The organism is Bacillus sp. 3255 (assembly GCF_031456485.1).
Classification (GTDB): Bacteria; Bacillota; Bacilli; order Paenibacillales; family NBRC-103111; genus Paenibacillus_E.
Genome location: NZ_JAVDUS010000010.1, coordinates 81478 through 102196, shown reverse-complemented (window position 1 = coordinate 102196; position 20719 = coordinate 81478). Strand labels below are relative to the sequence as shown.

Sequence of the window (20719 nt, the reverse complement as noted above, 5' to 3'; positions counted from 1 at the left end):
ACGGTTGTAGAGAGTAGGAACGGAATTGACGAAGGAAACCAAAGACTCGCTTGTCAAAGGGACGCTTATTCTCGCCGTAGCCGCGCTTGTTGCGCGGTTTCTCGGCGTTTTCCAGCGAATCCCGCTTGTGCATCTGCTGCACGAGGGGGGGATGGGCAGTTATTCGATCGCTTTTAATTTATACTCGATCCTGCTCGTCGTGGCTACGGCGGGCATTCCCAGCGCGTTAAGCAAGATGGTGTCCGAGAAGTATGCCATCGGCAGACCCGCCGAAGCGGAGCGCATCTACCGTGCGGCGATTTGGTTCGCCGTCGTGGCGGGGGCGTTCATGACGGTGCTGTTGTATGTTCTGGCTCCGGTCTATGCGGAGCACATCTCGCATGGCGGGCCGGATGCGACGCTGGCCACGCGTGCCATCGCGCCGGCGATGCTGTTCTTCCCGCTTATCGCGATTATGCGCGGGTATTTCCAAGGACGGCAAAATATGATGCCCAACGGGGTGTCGCAAGTCGTTGAGCAGATTTTTCGATTGGTCACGTCGGTGGGACTCGCCTATCTGCTCCTGCAGGTCAGCTTGGGCTGGGGAGTTGCCGGGGCTTCGTTCGGCGGAGTCATGGGCGGCATCGCGGCGCTTGCCGTCATGCTCTATTTCGCTCTCAAGCTCAAACGCCGGGATGCTGCTAGGCAGAAAGAAGGCGTCTCCCGCGCAGCGGTGAATGAAACCGCAGCCGGAGGCGGATCCGCCGCATTGCCTGTACAGGCGCGATACCGGGACATTTATCGCAGCATGCTCAAGCTGTCGATTCCGATCGTCATTTTCTCGGTCACGGTAACTCTCGTCTACGCGATCGACACCTCCATCATTATTCCGCTGCTGGAAGGGACAATCGGCAGCGGCGAAGCACTCGGGCTGGTCGGTATCATGGGAGGACGCGCGCAATCGTTGGCGGGTATTCCGATCATTTTGGCTATCGCGCTGAGTCAGTCGGTCGTTCCGATTATTTCGGCGGCCTATTCCCGCAAAGATATGAAGCAGGTCAGCCACCAGACTACAAGGGTGCTCCAGCTGTCCATACTTTCGGGATTGCCAGCGGTGCTCGTGATCGCCATTGCTGCGCGTCCGCTGGACTACTTCATGTTCGGCCATGAAGACACGGCATTCGGTATGAGCCATGGACCTTACATGATCGCTTTGCTGACGTTAGGGGCCATGTTCCAAATTGTGATGCAAACCTCCGGCGCCGTGCTGATGGGGATGGGCCGCATGAGGCCGCTGATGGTGCATGTCGCCGTCGGGATTGCGGTCAAGCTGGCAGGGAGCTTCCTGCTCGCGCAGTGGTTCGGCATCTATGGCATAATTGGCTCCACCGGACTTTGCTTCATCGCGATGTCCTGGCTCAACTTACGTTCGCTGCGCCAAGAAGTGACGTTCACGATCCTCGGACGCCGGTTCGCCGGACTGACCGTCTCCATCATCGTGATTGCCGGACTTGGCATCGCTGTGGAGTGGCTCACGCATACGTATGTGCATCCGACAAGCCTGTACCGGATCAATGAGGGGATTAATGCCATACTGGTGTGCGGATTTACCGCCGCCCTATATCCGCTCATGTTGATGCTTACGCGAGTCGTCACGAAGGACGACGTGAAGAACTTCCCGGCGCCCGTGCAGAAGCTGATTAACAAGGGAAGCCGTCTTATCGGACGTTCATAGCCTGCGCAGCCCGGATGGCCAGCTCGATCGTGCGGATTCCCGTGCACATGGCTTCCGTCAGGTCGTAGGTCTCCGGCACGGTGATCGGCTGGAGATGGGCCAAAGGCTCGCGGGCTTCGTGATACCAATCCCCCGGCTCCGCGGGGAGTACTTGCCGGTCAGGCCATGCCGCGGCAAGCGCAGGACTATACAAGGGACTGCTTCCTTCCTTGAGGAAGCAGCCGTCAAGCCTCTCCTGATATTTCTTATCGGGAGAGGCTTTTTGTATGGGACTGTATAAGTGCGGCCAGTAGTCAGCCCTTGAACCGGTATGCGGCGTTGCCTTCGCGAAGCGCAGAGCGCCCTGAAGCACGTCAGGCACTCCGAATAGCAGGGCATAGAGGCTTTTGCCGAATTCGATACGCTCGGACAAATCGGCGAAATTTTCGAGGATCAGGCCGGCCAGACGGAGCAGGGGAGCGTCGCCTTCCCGGTCAAGCGGCAGGAAAGGGAAACCGACCTGGTTCAGCTGCAGGAATGCCTGGCCTTTGAATAAAGGCTTATCCAGTACGCTGAGCTGATAACGTTTATTTTGAACGACACGTCCTTCGATATAATTCTGCTCGTTGACAATAAGCCCGATCGTAAGTAAGGCGGAATCATGGCTGGCCCAAAACTGGTCCCATACGGGCCTCATCCACATCGAGATATGGAGGTGCGGGAGCAAGTGGAACAGGTTCTTGCGCTGACGAACAGAGGCATCGTACAGCAGCAGCTGCGGATAAGCATCCTGAAAAATGAGCGCATTGGCACGCTCCAGGAAGGCAAAGAGATGTTCCACCAGCTCCTCGTCGATAAGGCGGGGCAGCAATTCCCCGCGGAGATCGGTCATGTTCCATCCCCCGTTGCGGGAGACCAGGTGGGCGAGCAGCGCCCAGTGAAGCTCGGGGTGAGCTTGGTACATGGCCCAGTAGGCCATTGTGCGCGTTACGTTATTACGGTTCTCCACGGCGGTTCGCGTGCGAATATGCTCGAGGAGCTGTCGTTCCTCCGGTGCAAGGGAGAAGGGCTCAACGCCGCCGCGAAGCAGCTCCGTCTGCGTGCGCAAGCTGGTATCCAATTGTTCGGCCCAAGCTTCCGCCAATGGGATGGTGTCTAAATGCAAGGGACTCATCATGACCTCCTCAACTCAACCTATCCGTTATCATCTCTATATTGTTGGCTCAAAGCTGCGGCGGTATGTGACAACCGGATTCAAATGCGAGAAATGGGGGAAGCGTCTGATATGAATATTTCTACTATGCGATTTCCAATAGCGAGAAAAGGGTATACACCGAAGAAGACCAAACCCCGGGATATGGGGAACAGTCCATTCCAAGCGCGAAGGCGATCTCCTACCGGCAAGTTTTCGTCAACGGCGTGCTGCAGCCCCGAACCTTGTACCGCCGACTTCTTTGATGACAATGGGGATCCGGTTGCGGCACTTCCGGCCCCGCCGACAGACGGGTACTACAACGTCTATGTCAACGGTGTGCTGCAAGAAGGCGGGTTGTCCACGCTTACTACGGCTTCTCTCGTTCTGGCCACAACAGCATTTTGCAGCCATTTCGCTTCTATGGAGCGGGATGGTTTTTTCTTCGCCAGACTGCTTTTACGGCGTACGTGCTGGACACTCTCCCTTTGGCTCAGGTGGTTTTGTGAAAATAACACAACCCCCTGACCAGATAAAGGTCAGGGGGTTCATGTCGTTACTCCTCCGTACTCACCGTACCGTCTGGCGGTGGCGGTTGAATCCGGTTCAAACGGCCCGCCCGCTGCAAGGACTCCCGAAGCAAATATTCAATATGACCGTTGACGCTCCGGAACTCATCCTCCGCCCATCGTTCCAAAGCTTCGTAGAGCTTGGGATCGAGCCGAAGCGCAAAATTTTTCTTTGGAGCCATAGCGGGGGCCCGTTAATACAGCGAACCGGTGTTAATGACCGGATTCGCTGAGCGGTCCGATACAATGGCGACGAGCAAATTGTTGATCATGGCCGCTTTCCTCTCTTCATCGAGCTGCAGACCTTCGGCTTCGAGGCGGGAGATAGCCATCTGGACCATACCGACAGCTCCATCGACGATGATTTGGCGGGCGGATAAAATGGCGGAAGCTTGCTGGCGCTGCAGCATCGCACTTGCAATTTCCGTCGAGTAGGCAAGGTGAGTGAGGCGGGATTCGATGACTTCGACGCCGGCCACGGAGAGACGCTCTTGCAGTTCTTGACTGAGCTCTGCGGCGACTTCGTCCGCATTGCCCCTGAGCGAGTACCCCTCGCTGTCGAAGCGGTCGTAAGGGTATTTGCTGGCGACATGGCGCAGCGCGGTCTCACTCTGAATCTCGACGAACTTCTCGTAGCTGTCTACATCGAAAATCGCTTTGTACGTATCGACGACCCTGAACACGACGACGGCGGCGATTTCAATGGGATTGCCTTCGATATCGTTCACTTTCAGCTTGACGCTGTTAAAGTTACGAACCCGCAAAGAAATTTTCCTGCGGCTGGAAAAAGGAACGATGAGCCATAGGCCGCTCTTGCGGATTGTGCCCGAATACGTACCGAAAAAAGTGATGATCGATGCTTCGTTCGGCTGAACCGCCGTGATCGTCGAAACGAAGATCAATCCCAAAATGATGAGAATAGCTCCCGATACAAAATGTTCCTGTGTCAAGAGTAGAACACCGAGACCTCCGCCAATAATAAACAATAAAATACCTAGAAAACCATTAATGGACCAAGCTTGGGATTCTTTCATGGAAGCAGCACCCCTTTCTAATGTCAGCCTGTATATGTGATGCGGATATTGTATTGATATTTAAATGATATCACTTTTTACTTTAAATGTAAATGTCCGGCATGCGGAATATGTTGGGAAGCGTTCATCTTGACACCATTTTTGGGGCATGCTATAAGTTAATAAATTCCTAACGCAGCGAGGTGCTTCTCATGTTGAAAATATCCAACGAACAAGCTTTTCAAGAACAAATCTCCAAGCCTGGATTGACTGTCGCCGTGTTCAAAGCGACCTGGTGCAAGGACTGCCATTTCATCGATCCCTTCATGCCCTCTGTCGAGGAAGCGTATGCCGGCCGAATCGCGTTCATCGAACTCGACCGCGACGAAGTTCCGGATCTGTGCGAGCAGCTGAACATCCTCGGGATCCCAAGCTTCATCGCGTTCCAGGGAGGCAAGGAGCTCGTTCGCTTCGTCAGCAAATTGCGCAAAACCCGCGATGAAATCGAGCAATTCCTGGATCGGGCGATCGAGGTATCCGGCGCGCTTGCGAAATAACCGGCAATGGGAAACGGCTCCGTGCGAGTCGTTTTTTTGCTGCCGCATCCGCAAAAATCACAACTTTGACACGAGTTCGCCCCTTCCTAGGCGGTTTCGGAGCTTTGTAACAATTGCGAATGGATTTGCCAACTTTTTAAAGCTATAATTGAAAACGAACCAACCACATTCGACATGATTTTCAAGAAAAAGTAGGTGCAATCATGCAAAAATGGATACCCAAGCTCGCGAATCTGTCCGCCATCGGCATGTTTCTCATACTTGCCATGGGCGCTCTTGTTACCAAGGCTGACGCAGGAAGAGGCTGCGGGGACGAGTGGCCCCTATGTCACGGGAAATTCGTCCCGGCTCATACGATATCATCCTTCATTGAATACAGCCACAGGCTGGTTGTCGGCATAGTCACCCTTATTCTGATCGCTACCTTCATCCTTGTGTTTCGTTATGTGAAACGGAAAGATGCGAAATATTTCATTACCGGCACCGTCGTCATGACGCTCATTCAAGCCGTGATGGGAGCATTGGCTGTCGTATGGCCGCAGTCCTCGCTCGTGCTCGCGCTTCATTTCGGATTATCGCTGCTCGCGTTCGCGTTTTCTCTGCTGCTTGCGCTTGTGTTTACACCATGGGGACAATTTCAGAGAGATACCGCCATTCGCAGCGGTTTCAAAGTGATCGTATGGATCACCGCGGTTTACAGCTATGTTGTCGTTTATTTGGGCGCATTCGTCCGTCATACCGTCTCCTCAGGCGGGTGCACGGGATGGCCGCTATGCAACGGGGAAGTGATTCCCGAGCTCAGCGGAGCGACCGGCATTGTGTTCACGCACCGGATTGCGGCATTGCTGCTCTTCGTATGCATTCTCTTCCTTTATTTGCAAGCGAAGCGCTATTATCCAAGCTCCGACAAATTGCATTTCGGCAGCAAATGGTCGCTTATCCTGGTCTCCCTGCAGGTGTTCAGCGGTGCTGTCGTCACATGGTCCATGGGCAATGAGCTTGCCTATTTGTTCACCGGTATGATCCACGCCGTCATTGTGGCCGGTATGTTCGGATTCCTATGTTACCTGTGCGTGCTCACCCTATACGACCGTCAAGCCTAATACCTATGCCTTCTGATACAGAAGGCTATTTCCTTTTCTAAGCCATTTTTCTATTACAGTCACAAAGGTGGAGCCATCATGAGCCGCAGTTCAAGTTCAATTCGCACTTTCTACCCTCATGCAGGGTTTGTGTTCGTCTATATTCTATGGGGCATTAATCTGGCTTCGCTGAAGATCGGAGGACGTGAATGGGATTCCCTCGTGTTCAACGGACTGCGGTTCGCGAGTATGATTCCGATCCTCTGGGTCTATACTTACTTCTATTATCGTTCCCGGTCGTTGAAGTTCCACATTACGGCCAGCGATCTCCTGCGTATATGTGCGCTGGGGATTCTCAACGCGATCGGCATGGAGGCGATGCTGCAATATGCGCTGCAATTCTCCAACTCGGCGAACGGTGCGGTATTAGGCCGCGGCTTCATGCCCGTGATCACCGTCCTCATTGCTTTGCTGGCCGGACAAGTCAGGCTCTCCTGGCGCATCCTGCTGGGGATTCCGCTAGCGCTCGGGAGCGTCATCATTATCGTATCCGGGGGAGCCAGCGGCTTTCATCTGGGGGGAGAAACGCTCAGAGGCGACGTTCTGCTGCTGATGCGCAGCGTCATGGGGGCGATCTATCTCATCGGCATGAACCGGCTCGTTCAGCGCTATCCGCTGCCGATGCTCATCTCCTTCGAGATGACGGCAGGCGCAATCTCCTTGCTGCCATTCGTGCTGCTGCGCGCGGATGCCGCTTATTTGTCGGCCATTTCGGCCACAGGCTGGCTCAGCTTAATTTACACTTCGCTGCTTGCGACGGCGCTCGGGTTCTCCCTGCATAATTGGAGCCTAGCGAAGCTGGGGCCGTTCAAATCATCGGCGTACGGTTATTTGCTCCCGGTAACCGCTGCGCTGGCCGGATATTTCATTTTGCACGAATCGATATCGTTCTATCAGGTCATGGGCGGTGCAGGCGTGCTGACAGCCATGTACCTGGTACAGGCGGACAAGTCTCAAGCCGCGAAGCAAGCGGCCATTAACAATCAAACGACGGCGAGCGTTTAAGAAGGGGGTATACCGATGCTGCGACAATTGTTCAATGAACCGAAGCGGGTGGACAGCGGACTGCTGCTGGAAGCCGGCAATGCGGTGAAAGCTTTCATTGAGCATCTGGAATCCAAATCGATTCGCCGCCATGCTTCGGACTATCCGAAATATCACCGGCAGGCGATCTGGAGCAAAGGGTTTATCGATGCGCTTGACGAGCTCGAGCAGAGCAAGTATTGCTGCGAGCGGTACGCTGAGCATATCAGCAAAGCTTTCCTGGAAGATATGAACCCGCAGGAGATGGAAGCGTATCATCTGTTCGTCTACTTTTACAAAAATGCGTTCATTCGGCTTTTTTCCATTTTGGATAAATTGGGAACGTTCATGAATGATTTATTCGAGCTCAAAACGGAGACACTCAAGACGCGGTATTCCTACTTTACCGTTTTGCGCAGAATGCATGAGAAGAAGATTCACAGCCCGCTCGAACTGCAGCTGTATAACCTCAAAATGGACTATAAATCTCCGCTCGACCGGCTGCGGAATCAACGGAATATGGAGATTCATTATATTAACGCCGAAATGCTGGATGATCTCATGCAGAAGCAGCCTTACCCCGGAGATCGCATCCATGTCGAGAATGTGAAATCAAATGTTGCCGATCTCCAGCAGGGATTTGATATGGTTTGCCGAACCTTAATTATAGCTTTCTCTTATATTACGGCTAGTATTGCAAAGGGGTAAGAGGACCATGGAATTAAAAGGCCGAACGGTTCTTATTACAGGCAGTGCAAAGGGACTCGGCAAAATGACCGCCATCACGCTGGCGAAGCAAGGATGTCAGGTCGCGGTTAACTATGTACATAGTGCCAAGGAAGCGAACGAGCTGGTCGCGCAGCTGCACGATTACGGCGTTCGCAGCATCGCCGTTCAAGGCGATGTCGCCAGACGCGAGGATATCCTCCGCATGGTGGAGCGAACGGCAGATGAGCTCGGTCCCATTGATATTCTCGTGAATAACGCGGGACCTTTCATGCGGGAGCGGCGCTTCTTCGCCGATTATGAGGTCGATGAAATCGAGTATTTCATGCGGGGCAATTTGCTCGGCGTGATGGAGCTGGACCGCTTGGTCCTGCCGATGATGCGGCAGCGGCGGTGGGGGCGCATCATTCACTTCGGCTTCGGCAAAGCTGCTGAAGCCAGAGGATGGACGCACAGGGCCGTATACGCGGCTGCGAAGGTCGGCTTGGTATCATTCACGAAAACGTTGGCCGAAGAAGAAGCGAGCCATGGCATTACCGTGAATATGATTTGCCCGGGCGATATCCGGGGGAAGCATAAGGAGCAGACGATGGCGGAAGCGCGTCAGGAGGTTGACGGAGAGACGCCGGTCGGAAGGCCGGGGACGGGCGAGGATGTGGCCCGGGTCATCGAATTTCTCTGCTTGCCGGCTTCGGATTTCATTACAGGCAATATTATGGATATTTCCGGCGCGTTGGACCCGATCCAGCCATTGCCGGTGCTTAATCAGCGGAAATCATAACAAAAAGAGCTTACCCTCGTGGTAAGCTCTTTCTTATGATATAGTCGTTATTAGAACACTTGCACGACTTCTGTTATACCTTCAACTTCTTCGACCAGCGCGCGCTCGATACCAGCTTTCAACGTGATCGTTGAGCTTGGGCAGCTTCCGCAAGCACCCATCAGTTTCAATTTAACAACGCCGTCTTCTACGTCAACGAGATCTACGTCACCGCCATCGCGTTGTAGAAAAGGACGAAGTTTATCTAAAACTTCAAGGACTTCATCATAAATAGCTTCTTTCGTTTTTTCAGACATTTGATTCATCTCCTTTCTTTTATTATTATATTACAATACTGATTAAATGAAAATGGTTTTCAACTTCGAATATCATCATAAGGTGGAAATTTTTATTATGAGACCAATCATTGAGTTTTGCGCCAGCAATATGCACCATGGAACCGACAAAGTCATGAAAGCTCTGGAACAGAATCCGGACTACGACGTTATTGAATACGGTTGTCTAGGCAACTGCGGACAATGTTATATGGAGCCTTACGCCTTGCTGAACGGTGAAATTATCGCCGCAGAAAGCGCTGAGCTTCTCCACGAACGTATTCTTGAGAAGATCAAAGAAATCGAAGCCATGTACGATCTCCTAAGCGAATAGGCAGCTGAGAAGATTTTAACCGAAGTGACGCTTCGATTTCCATAATACGCCGCTTTTGAGCATACGGGCGATTTTGCCTGTCATTAGCGTACGTTTGCCCATGATGCCGAAGCCGGTCTTTTTGCCAAGCGAACCGAGCGTGCCTCTCAGCTTGATCTTGCCAAGCCGCGGCGTTTCGCCTTTCCATATCGCCTGCATCGCTTCGGCAATCTGCTTGCCTTGAGCTTGCGCGGCTTGGGCGCTTGGTGAGAAGGGCAGGGACGCGCAATCGCCGACGACGAACACGTCGTGGTAATCCGGAATCTGGTGGAATTCGTTCAGCAGGATGCGGCCTTGACGGTCTTTCGGAACGTTCAAAGCCTCTACGATCGGATTCGGCTGAATGCCGGCCGTCCACACTGTCGCATCGGTACGGATGATTTCGTCTCCGTTGTACAAATCTCCCCCGTCCAAACGGACTAACGAGACATTCGGCCGAAGCTCGATGTGATGGTCGATCATCCACTCGCGCACATACTGCTGCAGGTTGCTAGGGAAGGCCGACAATAAGCTCGGGCCGCGGTCGATCAGCCGGATGTTCAAGTCAGGGCGGCTTTCTCTGAGCTCGGACGCCATCTCAACGCCGCTAAGGCCGCCGCCGATAATGGATACTTGTCCGTATGGGGCGATGTTGTTAATGCGTTGGTACGTAGCGCGGGTTTGCGCCAGCGTCTGGATGCTGGAAGAGAATTCCTTGGCACCGGTGATGCCATGGTAACTGTCTACACAGCCTAGCCCGATTACAAGCCAATCATACGTCAGAGGCTCTCTGTCTTCGAAACGAATTTCCTTCTTATCCAGATCCACTGATGCTACTTCGCCGTAAGTCAACAGCAAGCGTGGATCGTCGGGATAGGCAACGCGAATATGTGTTTCTGCGATCGTGCCTGAAGCAAGGGCGTAGTATTCGGTTTTGAGTCCTTGAAACGGGCTGCGGTCAACAAGCTCCAGTATGGTATCGTCCGGTAAATCTTTCTCCAGCATATTCAAGGCTATGGTCAAACCGCCATAACCTCCTCCGAGAATCACAAACTTTTTCATAACACCCAATATCCCTTCTGAACTGTTCTCTCTTCTCTATTATGACTAATAAACTTTGATTTCATTATAAAAGGTGTCGCGTTCTACAGCTGTACGTCCCGCACCTTGAATCAGCCAAACGAGCTCGTCCCGTGTCAGGCCTTCCGGCGATAATGCGCCTGCGGCGTGCGAGATTTTCTCCTTGACGATCGTTCCGTGCGCGTCCGAAGCGCCGAAGGCGAAGGAGAGCTGCGTTAATTTGACTCCGATATTAATGAAATAAGCTTTGATATGAGGGAAGTTATCCAGCATCAAGCGGGAAATGGCGATGGTTTTCAGCTCGTCCCAGGCCGGTACGCGCTTCTTAAGCCCCGCATTCTTGCTTGCAGGCTGAATGGAATTCGGGATAAAGACCATGAAGCCGTTCGTTTCGTCTTGCAGCTCGCGGAGCAGCATCATATGGCGAATGCGCTCTTCCTTCGTTTCAATCGAGCCGTACAGCATGGTTGCATGGGTTTTCATGCCCAGCTGATGCGCCGTGCGGTGCACGTCGAGCCATTCTTCGGAGGACGCCTTCTCGACTCTCATTTTGGACCGGTAACGCTCCGTTAGAATTTCGGCTCCGCCGCCAGGAAGCGTGGACAGACCGGCATCCATCAATGCTTGGAGCACTTCGCGATAGCTTAAACCGCTAATCCGCGAGAAGAATTCAATTTCGGCCGCGGTATGCGCTTTGATCGTCACGTCCGGATAGGCTTTCTTCAATTGGCGGATGCAATCGACATAATACTCGAAAGGCACATGAGGGTTATGCCCTTGACTAATGTGGAACTCCCGGATCTCAGGGTTATAGTTGGCAGCTACATACTCGAGCATTTGGCTCGGTGTCAAGGTGTAGGCACCTTCTTCACCTTCGTCGCGGCGGAAATGGCAAAAAGCACAATGCTCTTCACACACATTCGTGAAATATAAGCTCATATTTTGCACAAAATAAACCTTATTCCCGTTCAATCGCGTATTCACTTTGTTAGCCAGTTGACCAATGCTCGGCAGATCATCCGATTCATACAGAAATAATCCGTCTTCCAGAGACAAACGCTCACCGTGCTCAACTTTCTCGGCAATTTCCGCCATCCGTTTGATCGGATCCGTCGTGGTAACACTCATCCTACTTCCTCCTTAAAATACAAAATAAAGCCATACAGAATCGACGCATGAATCCATTTCAGATCACATGCGCCTTTAAGTGTGAGTAGCTCGCCTACCTGTCAGCCAATTCGGTTCAGGAATTCACACTTCCTACAGCGACCATCCCTTTGCGTGAACGTCTCTCTGCTTGATACGTACAAACTATCCTAACCATTATAAACCTCTTTCGCAGGGAGGGGCAATATGAGGAAGATGGACATAAATTGACAATCTGCCAAATCTACAAAATTTGCTAGCATTTTCTTGAAAAGGTTATTCCCAATATTAACAAATTCCTGTATACTATTGCAATGTGATTACGTAGGGTTAAAAAGGTGATTATAAACGTGCCAACATATTTCGTAACCGAACTGCAGGAACGATTGGACATAGCGATCGAAACGCTTCGAGAGCAAATGGTGACATTAGGCACTGAATATGGGTTTCTGCATCCTGAGGTTCAGCAGTGCAGCCGGGAGCTTGACCAGCTGCTGCTGCAGTACTATGCGCTCCGACGGAAGCAGTAATCATCTGGCTGGTATGACGGGGAATGTATATGCAGCTGCCCTTGAGCAATGCATCGAATAGGAGTATACTTGATAGTAAGCATTACGAAACTTAAGGATAATGCCAGTTCTTTCGAAGCGAAGGAACATCAAGGAGGGATTTCCGTTATGATTACTATTAGTGAATCAGCGACTGATAAAATTAAGGAACTTCTGGCTTCCGAAGAATCACCCAACTTATTCTTGCGTCTAGGCGTCAAAGCAGGGGGTTGCAGCGGCTTCTCCTATGGGATGGGCTTCGACAACGAGCAGAAAGACGATGATAAAGAATTCACGATCCACGGCCTGAAGGTTGTAGTGGATGCAGATAGCTCCAAATATTTGTACGGCGTACAAATCGACTTTGAAGACAAGGGCATGGGCGGCGGCTTCACCATCAACAATCCGAACGCCGTAGCATCCTGCGGATGCGGGCAGTCGTTCCGCACCAAGGAAGAGGACGCGGTTCTGGCGCAGCCCTGCGAGGACTAAGCTTCACATCGACATCTTCTCCGGACGGAGTATTCCACGCGAATACATCGTCCGGAGTTTTTTTGTTTGGACGTTAGAGCCGTCAAATTGGACCGTATTAAACTCAAGTGCCACGCATGTTATCATGCGGGATGCTTGAGTTTTTCTTTTACACCCGCAGCCACCAAACCCCGGCGCACTCAGGAACCCGCGTCCAGCCTTCCCGTACGACCCGGTCCGCGATGGCATCCCCGAAGAAAAATCGCGTCAGCCGCTCCGCTTCCTGCAAACTATCGAACCCATAATCGGTTCTTACCCAAGTAGAGGAGAAGCCATATTCCTTCTCCAGCTGCGCGAAGTAGTCTAATAGAAAGGCGGGAGGGTCCGGCGTCTCGGAGGCCGTTCCGTAGTTTTCTATAATAATCGCGCATCCGCCAGGGCGCAGCACGCGCTTGATCTCGGCCATCACCTGACGGATATCGGCCTGCCAGTTCGGCAGCGTGCTGCTTCCCAGATAGCAGATGCTCCACCCGGAGACGACCAGATCGACGCTGCGATCCTCAACCGGCAGCGCGCGATGGTCGGCAACCCGGGTGCTCCAGTTGCGCAACCCGGCTGCTCGCAGCTTATGAGCCGTGAGGTCCAGCATCGCTTGGGATTCATCGAGCGCCAGGATGGATTTGGCCTGTGGCGCCAAGGCGCAGGTAAGTCTTCCGGAGCCTGCGCCCAGATCCAGAATATCCAAGCCGGCAGCGGGCTTAATAGCATCTATAACAGAATAGAGGCTAGGTTGTTTGGAGATAAGCAGATCATAGGTTTCAGCTTGGGAGTGATAAATATGTTCATGGTCAGGCATTCTTCTTCCTCCTTAAGATGCGGATCATCGTTAACTTCTTCATCGTAAGGAGTGACGTTAGGAGAAGGTCAAGTTTTTTCTAATGAATCGGCACCGCATAAATAATTGTAAGCCAATCATTAAGCTGCCTGTGCTTGGTAATATAGCCGTTACATTCAAACCAATCTAATAAGGTGGAACGGATCGCATAATACTCATTTTGAATCAGGGGCAGCTGCTCGGCATCACCTTGCTGTGTCAGATCGTTCAAGATGTGCTCCTTCATCGCCTCGCTTGGAAACATCAGGTCCGTGATGCAGATGCGTCCGTGCGGCTGTAAGACGCGGCGCATTTCTTCCAGCGCCAATATTTTCTGCTCATCCGAGATATGATGCAGCGCGAAGCTGGTCACAACGAAATCAAACTGCCCGTCCAAGTAGGGAAGTGCCAGCAAATTGCCCAGCTTCAGCTCCATGTGGGGATGCTTGCGCGCGCATTGCTTCAGCATTTCTATGGATTGGTCGGTGCCGGCCATCCGAATGCCCTTGTCCAGGAACTTGGCGGCCAAATTCCCCGTTCCGGTCCCGATATCCAATCCGCGTTCACCGGATCTGGGGGCGACCCAATCGACCGTCGTTTGCAGCGCTTGGTCATAATCCTTATATTCGTTATCATTATTAGAGACGTAGTCGTCATGCGTTAGAGCCTGATGGTCGAAATTCCACTTGTCGCTCCAGTTTTTTCTCGTTTCCCGCAGTCTTTTGGAGCCTTCGGCCAGCAGGAAGATATCGTCCAGAGGAAGCGTTGGCTGGTGCTTCAGAAGTTCGATCATCGAGTCCGTCGTCTGAATAATTTGCTTGAGCTCCAGCCATTGGGATACGAGGATGGACCGCTGCATCTCCAAATAATATTGAAGCTGCTCCGTGTTCGCTTCGTCCGCGTCCGGCAGCGCTTTCTGAATATCTTCAATGCTCATGCCGGCTTCTCTGAGCGAAATGATCGTCTGCAAACGCCATACTTCTTTCTCGGAGAAGGTCCGGTAGGCGTTGTGTTCTTGTTTGTGCGGAGAAATCAGCCCCTTGGCTTCATAGAAGCGAATGGTTCGCGGAGAAATATTCAGCTTTGACGCCAGTTTTTTGATTTTCATTCGATGCTTCACCTTCCTTACCTACAATAAACCTTAACGTAAGGAGAATGTAAAGCGGAAGGAGCCGCATATTCTCTGCAAACTGTAACCTTTCCTATCTAATAAGAATAAAATAGTTTATAAGAATGCTAGTCCGTTCTGAAAGGAGGGGGAGCGTGCATGGTAACAAGACAAGAATTCATCGAACTCGTTGCTCCGATTGCGGTGAAGCTTCGTCTGGACAATTCGCCGATATTCCCGTCCGTGCGCATCGCGCAGACGATTTTGGAAACAGGCGGCAAGGTGAATGCGTGGAACAATCTTGTTGGATATAAGGTCGGAAGCGGAGTGACGACGCCGTATTGGCAAGGGGACAGAGTCTCGGCTACGACTTGGGAAGTCGTGAATGGAACCCGCTATGATCATGTGCCTAGCGATTTCCGGGCGTATCCCACGATCGAGGCAGGCTTTCGCGATCAGGATCTCCTGTTTCAGTCCCCCCGTTATGTCAGTGTCAGGAATGCCCAAAGCCCGGGCGAACAGACGCTAGCGCTGCAAAATAGCGGATATGCAACGGATCCAGCTTATGCCAGCAAGCTTAACAATTTAATACAAGCGAATGGATTAACGCGATACGATGAGGAGGTTATTCGAATGCTCGAGCAGCTGCAAGCACAAATAACGGCTTTACAGACGAGAGTTGACGCATTGGAAGGGCAAGCGGCTCTTAAGGAAGTACCTGTGTGGGCCAAAGCTGCGGTGGATGCGGCGGTCAAAGCCGGCCTAATCGATACGCCGAACGGCGGAAGCTATGATTTCTACCGGTTGTTAACGGTTCTGCACCGCAAGGGAATTGTGTAAGGGAACGCATATATAGAGGAAAAAAAGAGCCGCGGGTGACAGGTAACCAATCCTAGTACACGACGCGGCTTTTAATTTTGACGTTGTCTCCGTATTTCGCTTTCATCAATTTGGTTTGCTCCAGCATAAAAGCATAGATTTCTTTCAAGCGGTTCTTCTTAGGCTTAATAGTCTCTTTAATCTCACCATTCAATACAATGTCGTAGACGATCATAGTATACAACTCCTTTGTTTTGACTTTCTACTAACATTGTATGCGACGAATATTAAGCGACGATTAAAAATTCTTTTCAAATTTGTGAACTATGTTAAAGGAATATGAAGTGATGCCTAATAATTTTAAAAATACTGATAAATCTTTTTTATCACAAAATGATAGGGCGAGCGTGTGTATAACTTTATACACAATATCCCCCAAGGTTTGATACCGATTAGGGGACATATTAACAAATTACCCACAGGATATACACATAATTCTGTGGATAACGGAACGCTTGTTCTATTTTTACCCCCATGATAATATAATTACAAATTATAGAATATAGGTGATTTCAGTGAGACAAATTAGTGACGAAACATTGATCGATTCTTATTATAAGGCGCTGGATTTGAGATTGGAATCAGATTTTGTTGATCTGCTGCTCGCCGAAATTCAGAGACGTAATTTGAAGCTGCAAGTGTACGTGAAGGACGAAACGCCTCTGAACTAGATAGGTGTCTCATAGAGTTAACGACTCTCATAGATACGGAACGAGAATAGTTATACTTCGCTGACAATCGGGGCAACTGACCACATGCAGGCATTGATCGCCGGAACCCGATATGGCGCCGTCCGACATCGAATATCCATCGATTTCCCTGTAAGGGGAGTAGGGACCGAGGTAGTCGCTAAGTCTGCCGCCATCGCGCATCGCGTGCGAGCATTCAGGGCATTCTGTGCTTAATTCCTGCAGGCCATTGCATACCGGACATATAGATGACAAAGGGGTATTCCTCCTAATCCGCAGATTAGGTATAGAATACCCCTTTTTGCATCGATTGATTATAATTTCAAGCTTGAACTATGTCCCGGTGAAAGTTTGGCTGTCGGATCGATATAGACTTTGGCATTGTTAATCGCCGTCGGTGCCTCGCCGAAGCCAACCGCGATCAACTTCAATTTACCGGGATACGTCGTGATATCCCCGGCCGCAAAGATGCCTGGAATGTTCGTCTCCATCCTGGAGTCAACCACAAGTGAGCCGTTCTCAATCGTAAGGCCCCATTCGGCGATCGGTCCGAGGGAAGAGACGAAGCCGAAGTTGACGATCACCGCATCCACATCGAGCAAGGTGACTGCGCCGGATTTGATATTATTGAGCGTCACCTGCTCGATGCGGCTGCTGCCGTGCAGCTTCGTGATTTCCGTTGGGGTGACGACGTTGACGCCAGACTTCAACAAACGTTCAACGCTATGCTCATGAGCGCGGAATTTATCACGGCGGTGGATCAGCGTTACCCGCTCAGCGACCGGCTCGAGCATGAGCGCCCAGTCTACCGCGGAATCGCCGCCGCCGCTGATAACGACCCTCTGACCGGCGAAAGCATTCAAATCACCGACAAAATAATGAAGGTTCTTCTTTTCGAATTGCGCTGCTTCGGGAAGCTCCAACCGGCGCGGCTCGAAAGCCCCGACGCCGCCGGCGATAATGACTGCGCGGCTCAAGTGTATATCTTTGTCCGTCGTGATTTCGAAGAGCCGCTCCTCTTTCTTCACAACCCGGTGTACTTTCTCTTCCAAGCATATATCTACCGGGAAGTGTTTCATTTGAACCAATAAGCTGCCGACTAATTCTTGCGCCGTCACTTTTGGGAATCCGGCTACGTCATAGATGTACTTCTCCGGGTATAGCGCTGCAAGCTGTCCGCCAAGCTGCGGCATGCTCTCAATAATTCTCACGGATGCCTGGCGCATGCCTGCGTAGAAGGATGCGAACATCCCGGCAGGGCCACCGCCGATCACGATAATGTCGATAATGTCTCGAGTCGTTTCTCTCTCGTTCATCGTTTTCCACTCCTCCGTTTCATTAATCCTTGCGATGTGCATGGTGTAAGGAAAGCAGCAAACGGCCACAATCATTACTTCATTATAATCGCTTCATGGAAAATTAATGAAACAGAAAAGTGTGAATTCTTTATGTAAATCGCTTTATCAATATGATAAGTAATGCTTATAATGGTTGGACAGGCCAGACAAGGCTGGAAGCCTGATTTTAAGCCAAAATAGCACTTGATATTTACTTGTTTAAATTATATTATATCATGAGAATCGGTTTAGCATGTTGTGACGAAATTCATCCTGTTTCATCATAATTCACAGCATGTGAGAACAAACTAGTAGCAGTATACTACATTTGAAACTGTTTGTGTAATTTTTCACAAGATAGAGAAACCAACCATTGGACTACAAAATCGGATATGGAAGTGAGAGAGACATGAGTAGAATACCAAGAATCGTGATTCTAGGAGCCGGGTATGGCGGGATTCTTTCAGCTATTCGTCTGCAGAAAGAATTGAACTATAATGAAGCTGACGTAACACTTGTCAATAAACACGACTATCATTACATTACCACACATCTCCACATGCCGGCAGCAGGTACAGATAATCCTGAAAATGCACGCGTGAACATTTTGAAATTGATTGACGAGTTCAAAGTGGATTTCGTGAAATCCACCGTTACGCAAATCCGTCCTCATGAGAAGAAGGTCATTCTCGAAGACGGTACGCTCTCCTACGACTACCTGGTTATCGGTCTTGGTGGTGAAGCTGAAACTTTCGGTATTCCGGGTCTGAAGGAATACGCACTGAATATCCGCAGCATCAACAGCGTCCGCTTCATTCGCGAGCACATCGAGTACCAATTCGCGAAGTACAAGCGCGAGCCGGATCGCAAAGATTACTTGACTTTCGTCATCGGCGGAGCGGGCTTTACCGGTATTGAATTCATTGGCGAGCTTGCTGATCGCATTCCGCAGCTTTGCAAAGAGTTCGACGTCGATCCGTCCCTGGTGAAAATATATAATATTGAAGCGGCGCCAACAGCACTGCCGGGCTTCGATCCTGAGCTCGTTGAATACGCGATGAAAGTCTTGACAGACAAAGGCATCACGTTCAAGATCGGCACGGCGATCAAAGAGTGCACGCCTGAGGGCGTTCTGATTGCCGGCGATGAGTTCATCAAAGCGGCGACAGTGGTATGGACCGGCGGTATCCGCGGCAACCACATGCTCGATGAGGCCGGCTTCGAAACGATGCGCGGCAGAATCAAAGTCGACGAGTTCTTGCGTGCGCCGCAATTCGACAACATCTATGTAGTCGGCGATTGCTCCATCGTGATGAACGACGAAGGCAGACCTTTCCCTCCGACAGCGCAAATCGCGATGCAGCAAGGGGAAGCGGTAGCGCATAATCTGATCGCGGCGATCCGCGGTTCACAAATGAAACCTTTCAAATTCTCGAACAAAGGTACGGTAGCTTCCTTAGGTAAAGGCCAAGCGATCGGTATCGTCGGTTCCCGCAAGCTGAAAGGCAACGTAGCGGCCATGATGAAAAAAGTGGTTGATATGAGATACCTCTACATTATCGGCGGTATTCCGCTCGTTATTCGTAAAGGGCGCTTCTAGTTTATCATGAGGTAACGGGGGGATCGCTATGCGGCACTGCAGTGTCCAAGTAAGAGGACTTCTTACCCGGGATGAGCTGGAGCGGTACAACGCGCTGATTGAAGTCGGTCATTATCTGGAGACGGAGAAGAGATACGATCATGTGGCCGTTGTGCAGAAGGAAATTGATATTCTCATTCTGCCTGCGATCGAAAGATTGAAGGAGAAGAGCCGGCAGCGCGACCGGGATACGGAAGCGTATCTCGCGCGCAAAGCGCAGATGGAAGCCGAGCTTGCGGCTGCACTGCGTGATGACGACGAGGATGATGAGGATTAACACATAGAAAGAAGCCTGCTCTTGCGAGAGAGCAGGCTTCTTTGTGTTTTAAACGGTGATAAGCTTGGTGAATTTGTCGGGGGTCAGCAGGTTGCCTACGTAGAAATCGCCGAATTCGCCGAAACGCGCGCTCACTTCGTCGAAACGCATTTCGTAAACTAGCTTCTTGAAATGCAGCGGATCATCGGAGAACAGCGTTACGCCCCATTCCCAATCGTCAAGTCCGACGGAGCCTGTAATGATTTGTTTCACTTTGCCCGCATAGGTACGGCCGATCATGCCATGGCTGCGCATCATCGTTTTGCGATCGTCGGCAGGGAGCATGTACCAGTTATCATTGCCTTCACGGCGTTTATTCATCGGATAGAAGCAGATGTGCTTCGCCTTAGGCAGAATAGGCTTCAAGCGGGCCTGAATGTCCGGGTCATCCGCAGGATCAACGCCCGGCTTGGCCAAATAGCTGCTTAACTCAACGATAGATACATAAGAATATACCGGGATTGTAAAAGCGGCAAAGCTGGATTTGTTGAATGCATTCTCAAGATCATTCAGTTCTTCTAGGGTTTCGCGTAATTGCATAAATACGAAATCCGCTTTCTGACCAACGATGCTGTAGACGGCCGTGCTGCCCAGCTTATCGTTCTCAACTTGCTGCCAATCGGACAGAAATGTATTCAATTCTTCTATTGCATGCTTACGCTCTTGCGGGGTTGCAGCATGCCATGCGTTCCAGTCGATCAAACGGAAATCATGCAGCGCATACCAGCCTTCCAGCGTTTGTACGGCTTCACTCATGAGGTGTTCCTCCATTCAAGGCTAAATTATCCCCTACATTGTATCCAATTCATGGAGAAAGGGCAAATGAACAAAGGGTGAAGTGGCAAATGTTCAATTAGTGTACACTTTACCTGCGTGGTTCTCTGGATTACAATGAAAAGAAAATGAACGAGTTTCACATTTAGGGGGTACAGACTTTGCTGCAAATGATTATCGCCACTGTCTTAATGATGGTGTTGTTTTTTGGAATCGGTTTTATTTTGAACATGCTTATGAAAACAACGTGGTTCCCGCTGTATGCATTCATCGTGCTGATCATCGGTGTCGTCATTTACGGGTCAACGAGCTCCTCATCCTTCTTATCCAGCGGCGAGAGCTTTACGATTGTCGACATCATTCCGGCGATCGGCGGCCTGGTTGGCGCTGTCCTAAGCGGATCGGCCATCAAAGCACTGCGGATCAAAGGGTTCAAAATGTTCTAATGTCATAAAAAAAGGCAGAGCGGGCTACGCTAAGGGGAAGAGATTGCACT

25 protein-coding genes and 2 pseudogenes are annotated in these 20719 nt (G+C 51.0%); 16 read left to right on the top strand and 11 right to left on the bottom strand.

The genetic code is table 11. The features are described from left to right. The first annotated feature begins 25 nt into the window (after nt 1–25). Nucleotides 26–1714 (top strand): putative polysaccharide biosynthesis protein, encoded by a 1689-nt coding sequence (locus J2X61_RS16505; protein WP_310189204.1) that lies wholly within the window; start codon nt 26–28, stop codon nt 1712–1714. Here the strand turns inward: J2X61_RS16505 and J2X61_RS16500 are convergent. Continuing rightward, complete coding sequence (locus J2X61_RS16500; RefSeq protein ID WP_310189201.1) at nt 1698–2867, bottom strand: DUF2515 family protein; 1170 nt, start codon at nt 2865–2867, stop codon at nt 1698–1700. The genes J2X61_RS16505 and J2X61_RS16500 overlap by 17 nt on opposite strands. A 131-nt stretch (nt 2868–2998) precedes the next feature. On the opposite strand from J2X61_RS16500, the pseudogene J2X61_RS36365 reads away from it, so the two are divergent. After that, nucleotides 2999–3079 (top strand): annotated as a pseudogene (locus tag J2X61_RS36365) (hypothetical protein); the annotation flags it as partial. Beyond that, the gene (locus tag J2X61_RS16495) at nt 3051–3413 is read left to right on the top strand and encodes a DUF4183 domain-containing protein (protein WP_310189198.1); all 363 of its coding nucleotides are present in this window, start codon (nt 3051–3053) and stop codon (nt 3411–3413) included. The pseudogene J2X61_RS36365 and the gene J2X61_RS16495, both read left to right, overlap by 29 nt. Before the next feature lie 28 nt (nt 3414–3441). On the opposite strand, the gene J2X61_RS16490 is transcribed toward J2X61_RS16495, so the two are convergent. Together J2X61_RS16490 and J2X61_RS16485 are read right to left on the bottom strand one after the other, a co-directional pair. Continuing rightward, complete coding sequence (locus tag J2X61_RS16490) at nt 3442–3636, bottom strand: type II toxin-antitoxin system antitoxin (RefSeq protein ID WP_274472432.1); 195 nt, start codon at nt 3634–3636, stop codon at nt 3442–3444. A 12-nt stretch (nt 3637–3648) separates the two neighbouring features. Beyond that, entirely contained in the window at nt 3649–4488 is an 840-nt protein-coding gene (locus tag J2X61_RS16485) for an SPFH domain-containing protein (protein ID WP_310189194.1), read from the bottom strand. Between the two features lie 191 nt (nt 4489–4679). Here J2X61_RS16485 and J2X61_RS16480 point away from each other — a divergent pair, with 191 nt between their 5' ends. The 5 genes from J2X61_RS16480 (at nt 4680) to J2X61_RS16460 (ending at nt 8696) form a co-directional block, all read left to right on the top strand. Then, nucleotides 4680–5024: a thioredoxin family protein gene (locus J2X61_RS16480; RefSeq protein WP_274472434.1), complete on the top strand. Its 345-nt coding sequence runs from the start codon at nt 4680–4682 to the stop codon at nt 5022–5024. A 203-nt stretch (nt 5025–5227) separates the two neighbouring features. Continuing rightward, a complete protein-coding gene (locus tag J2X61_RS16475) occupies nt 5228–6127 on the top strand; it encodes a COX15/CtaA family protein (RefSeq protein WP_274472435.1) in 900 nt (299 codons plus the stop codon). 78 nt (nt 6128–6205) lie between these two features. Then, entirely contained in the window at nt 6206–7171 is a 966-nt protein-coding gene (locus tag J2X61_RS16470; RefSeq protein WP_274472436.1) for a DMT family transporter, read from the top strand. A 15-nt stretch (nt 7172–7186) separates the two neighbouring features. Continuing rightward, nucleotides 7187–7897, top strand: coding sequence for a Cthe_2314 family HEPN domain-containing protein (locus J2X61_RS16465; protein ID WP_274472437.1), 711 nt, complete (start codon nt 7187–7189; stop codon nt 7895–7897). Nucleotides 7898–7904: 7 nt separating this feature from the next. Continuing rightward, on the top strand, nt 7905–8696 hold the full coding sequence (locus tag J2X61_RS16460) for an SDR family oxidoreductase (RefSeq protein ID WP_274472438.1): 792 nt from the start codon (nt 7905–7907) through the stop codon (nt 8694–8696). A gap of 50 nt (nt 8697–8746) precedes the next feature. Here the strand turns inward: J2X61_RS16460 and J2X61_RS16455 are convergent. Next, a pseudogene (locus J2X61_RS16455) lies at nt 8747–8956 on the bottom strand (NifU family protein); the annotation flags it as partial. Between the two features lie 133 nt (nt 8957–9089). Here J2X61_RS16455 and J2X61_RS16450 point away from each other — a divergent pair. After that, entirely contained in the window at nt 9090–9344 is a 255-nt protein-coding gene (locus J2X61_RS16450) for a YuzB family protein (RefSeq protein WP_274472439.1), read from the top strand. A 15-nt stretch (nt 9345–9359) separates the two neighbouring features. Here J2X61_RS16450 and J2X61_RS16445 read toward each other — a convergent pair whose 3' ends face one another. Continuing rightward, nucleotides 9360–10424 (bottom strand): NAD(P)/FAD-dependent oxidoreductase, encoded by a 1065-nt coding sequence (locus J2X61_RS16445; RefSeq protein WP_274472440.1) that lies wholly within the window; start codon nt 10422–10424, stop codon nt 9360–9362. A gap of 45 nt (nt 10425–10469) precedes the next feature. Then, the gene (gene mqnE, locus J2X61_RS16440; protein ID WP_274472441.1) at nt 10470–11570 is read right to left on the bottom strand and encodes an aminofutalosine synthase MqnE; all 1101 of its coding nucleotides are present in this window, start codon (nt 11568–11570) and stop codon (nt 10470–10472) included. Between the two features lie 368 nt (nt 11571–11938). Between mqnE and J2X61_RS16435 the strand changes: the two genes are divergently transcribed. Further along, nucleotides 11939–12118 (top strand): aspartyl-phosphate phosphatase Spo0E family protein, encoded by a 180-nt coding sequence (locus J2X61_RS16435; protein WP_274472442.1) that lies wholly within the window; start codon nt 11939–11941, stop codon nt 12116–12118. 147 nt (nt 12119–12265) lie between these two features. Continuing rightward, nucleotides 12266–12628, top strand: a complete 363-nt coding sequence (locus J2X61_RS16430) for a HesB/IscA family protein (RefSeq protein ID WP_274472443.1) — start codon at nt 12266–12268, stop codon at nt 12626–12628. Between the two features lie 148 nt (nt 12629–12776). On the opposite strand, the gene J2X61_RS16425 is transcribed toward J2X61_RS16430, so the two are convergent. Together J2X61_RS16425 and J2X61_RS16420 are read right to left on the bottom strand one after the other, a co-directional pair. Continuing rightward, nucleotides 12777–13463, bottom strand: coding sequence for a class I SAM-dependent methyltransferase (locus J2X61_RS16425; protein WP_310189189.1), 687 nt, complete (start codon nt 13461–13463; stop codon nt 12777–12779). A gap of 79 nt (nt 13464–13542) precedes the next feature. After that, complete coding sequence (locus tag J2X61_RS16420) at nt 13543–14589, bottom strand: methyltransferase domain-containing protein (RefSeq protein ID WP_310189187.1); 1047 nt, start codon at nt 14587–14589, stop codon at nt 13543–13545. A 159-nt stretch (nt 14590–14748) separates the two neighbouring features. Here J2X61_RS16420 and J2X61_RS16415 point away from each other — a divergent pair, with 159 nt between their 5' ends. Beyond that, nucleotides 14749–15429, top strand: coding sequence for a glycoside hydrolase family 73 protein (locus J2X61_RS16415; protein WP_310189184.1), 681 nt, complete (start codon nt 14749–14751; stop codon nt 15427–15429). Nucleotides 15430–15481: 52 nt separating this feature from the next. Here J2X61_RS16415 and J2X61_RS16410 read toward each other — a convergent pair whose 3' ends face one another. Next, nucleotides 15482–15643 carry a mechanosensitive ion channel protein MscL gene (locus tag J2X61_RS16410; protein WP_274472447.1) on the bottom strand — a complete coding sequence of 54 codons (162 nt, stop codon included), beginning with the start codon at nt 15641–15643 and terminating at the stop codon, nt 15482–15484. Nucleotides 15644–15983: 340 nt separating this feature from the next. On the opposite strand from J2X61_RS16410, the gene sda reads away from it, so the two are divergent. Continuing rightward, entirely contained in the window at nt 15984–16139 is a 156-nt protein-coding gene (gene sda, locus J2X61_RS16405; protein ID WP_274472448.1) for a sporulation histidine kinase inhibitor Sda, read from the top strand. Between the two features lie 332 nt (nt 16140–16471). On the opposite strand, the gene J2X61_RS16400 is transcribed toward sda, so the two are convergent. Then, entirely contained in the window at nt 16472–17473 is a 1002-nt protein-coding gene (locus J2X61_RS16400; RefSeq protein ID WP_310189181.1) for an NAD(P)/FAD-dependent oxidoreductase, read from the bottom strand. A gap of 430 nt (nt 17474–17903) precedes the next feature. Between J2X61_RS16400 and J2X61_RS16395 the strand changes: the two genes are divergently transcribed. Continuing rightward, the gene (locus tag J2X61_RS16395) at nt 17904–19094 is read left to right on the top strand and encodes an NAD(P)/FAD-dependent oxidoreductase (protein WP_274472450.1); all 1191 of its coding nucleotides are present in this window, start codon (nt 17904–17906) and stop codon (nt 19092–19094) included. A 28-nt stretch (nt 19095–19122) separates the two neighbouring features. Then, nucleotides 19123–19410 (top strand): hypothetical protein, encoded by a 288-nt coding sequence (locus J2X61_RS16390; RefSeq protein ID WP_274472451.1) that lies wholly within the window; start codon nt 19123–19125, stop codon nt 19408–19410. Nucleotides 19411–19458: 48 nt separating this feature from the next. On the opposite strand, the gene hemQ is transcribed toward J2X61_RS16390, so the two are convergent. Then, the gene (hemQ, locus tag J2X61_RS16385) at nt 19459–20205 is read right to left on the bottom strand and encodes a hydrogen peroxide-dependent heme synthase (RefSeq protein WP_274472452.1); all 747 of its coding nucleotides are present in this window, start codon (nt 20203–20205) and stop codon (nt 19459–19461) included. A gap of 179 nt (nt 20206–20384) precedes the next feature. Between hemQ and J2X61_RS16380 the strand changes: the two genes are divergently transcribed. Continuing rightward, the gene (locus J2X61_RS16380) at nt 20385–20669 is read left to right on the top strand and encodes a YuiB family protein (protein WP_274472453.1); all 285 of its coding nucleotides are present in this window, start codon (nt 20385–20387) and stop codon (nt 20667–20669) included. Nucleotides 20670–20719: the final 50 nt, after the last annotated feature.

Coding starts and splice junctions, on each gene's coding strand:
- J2X61_RS16500 (WP_310189201.1), bottom strand. CDS start 2,867: ATGAGTCCCTTGCATTTAGACACCATCCCATTGGCGGAAGCTTGGGCC.
- J2X61_RS16495 (WP_310189198.1), top strand. CDS start 3,051: ATGGGGAACAGTCCATTCCAAGCGCGAAGGCGATCTCCTACCGGCAAG.
- J2X61_RS16490 (WP_274472432.1), bottom strand. CDS start 3,636: ATGGCTCCAAAGAAAAATTTTGCGCTTCGGCTCGATCCCAAGCTCTAC.
- J2X61_RS16485 (WP_310189194.1), bottom strand. CDS start 4,488: ATGAAAGAATCCCAAGCTTGGTCCATTAATGGTTTTCTAGGTATTTTA.
- J2X61_RS16480 (WP_274472434.1), top strand. CDS start 4,680: ATGTTGAAAATATCCAACGAACAAGCTTTTCAAGAACAAATCTCCAAG.
- J2X61_RS16475 (WP_274472435.1), top strand. CDS start 5,228: ATGCAAAAATGGATACCCAAGCTCGCGAATCTGTCCGCCATCGGCATG.
- J2X61_RS16470 (WP_274472436.1), top strand. CDS start 6,206: ATGAGCCGCAGTTCAAGTTCAATTCGCACTTTCTACCCTCATGCAGGG.
- J2X61_RS16465 (WP_274472437.1), top strand. CDS start 7,187: ATGCTGCGACAATTGTTCAATGAACCGAAGCGGGTGGACAGCGGACTG.
- J2X61_RS16460 (WP_274472438.1), top strand. CDS start 7,905: ATGGAATTAAAAGGCCGAACGGTTCTTATTACAGGCAGTGCAAAGGGA.
- J2X61_RS16450 (WP_274472439.1), top strand. CDS start 9,090: ATGAGACCAATCATTGAGTTTTGCGCCAGCAATATGCACCATGGAACC.
- J2X61_RS16445 (WP_274472440.1), bottom strand. CDS start 10,424: ATGAAAAAGTTTGTGATTCTCGGAGGAGGTTATGGCGGTTTGACCATA.
- mqnE (WP_274472441.1), bottom strand. CDS start 11,570: ATGAGTGTTACCACGACGGATCCGATCAAACGGATGGCGGAAATTGCC.
- J2X61_RS16430 (WP_274472443.1), top strand. CDS start 12,266: ATGATTACTATTAGTGAATCAGCGACTGATAAAATTAAGGAACTTCTG.
- J2X61_RS16425 (WP_310189189.1), bottom strand. CDS start 13,463: ATGCCTGACCATGAACATATTTATCACTCCCAAGCTGAAACCTATGAT.
- J2X61_RS16420 (WP_310189187.1), bottom strand. CDS start 14,589: ATGAAAATCAAAAAACTGGCGTCAAAGCTGAATATTTCTCCGCGAACC.
- J2X61_RS16415 (WP_310189184.1), top strand. CDS start 14,749: ATGGTAACAAGACAAGAATTCATCGAACTCGTTGCTCCGATTGCGGTG.
- J2X61_RS16410 (WP_274472447.1), bottom strand. CDS start 15,643: ATGATCGTCTACGACATTGTATTGAATGGTGAGATTAAAGAGACTATT.
- J2X61_RS16400 (WP_310189181.1), bottom strand. CDS start 17,473: ATGAACGAGAGAGAAACGACTCGAGACATTATCGACATTATCGTGATC.
- J2X61_RS16395 (WP_274472450.1), top strand. CDS start 17,904: ATGAGTAGAATACCAAGAATCGTGATTCTAGGAGCCGGGTATGGCGGG.
- J2X61_RS16390 (WP_274472451.1), top strand. CDS start 19,123: ATGCGGCACTGCAGTGTCCAAGTAAGAGGACTTCTTACCCGGGATGAG.
- hemQ (WP_274472452.1), bottom strand. CDS start 20,205: ATGAGTGAAGCCGTACAAACGCTGGAAGGCTGGTATGCGCTGCATGAT.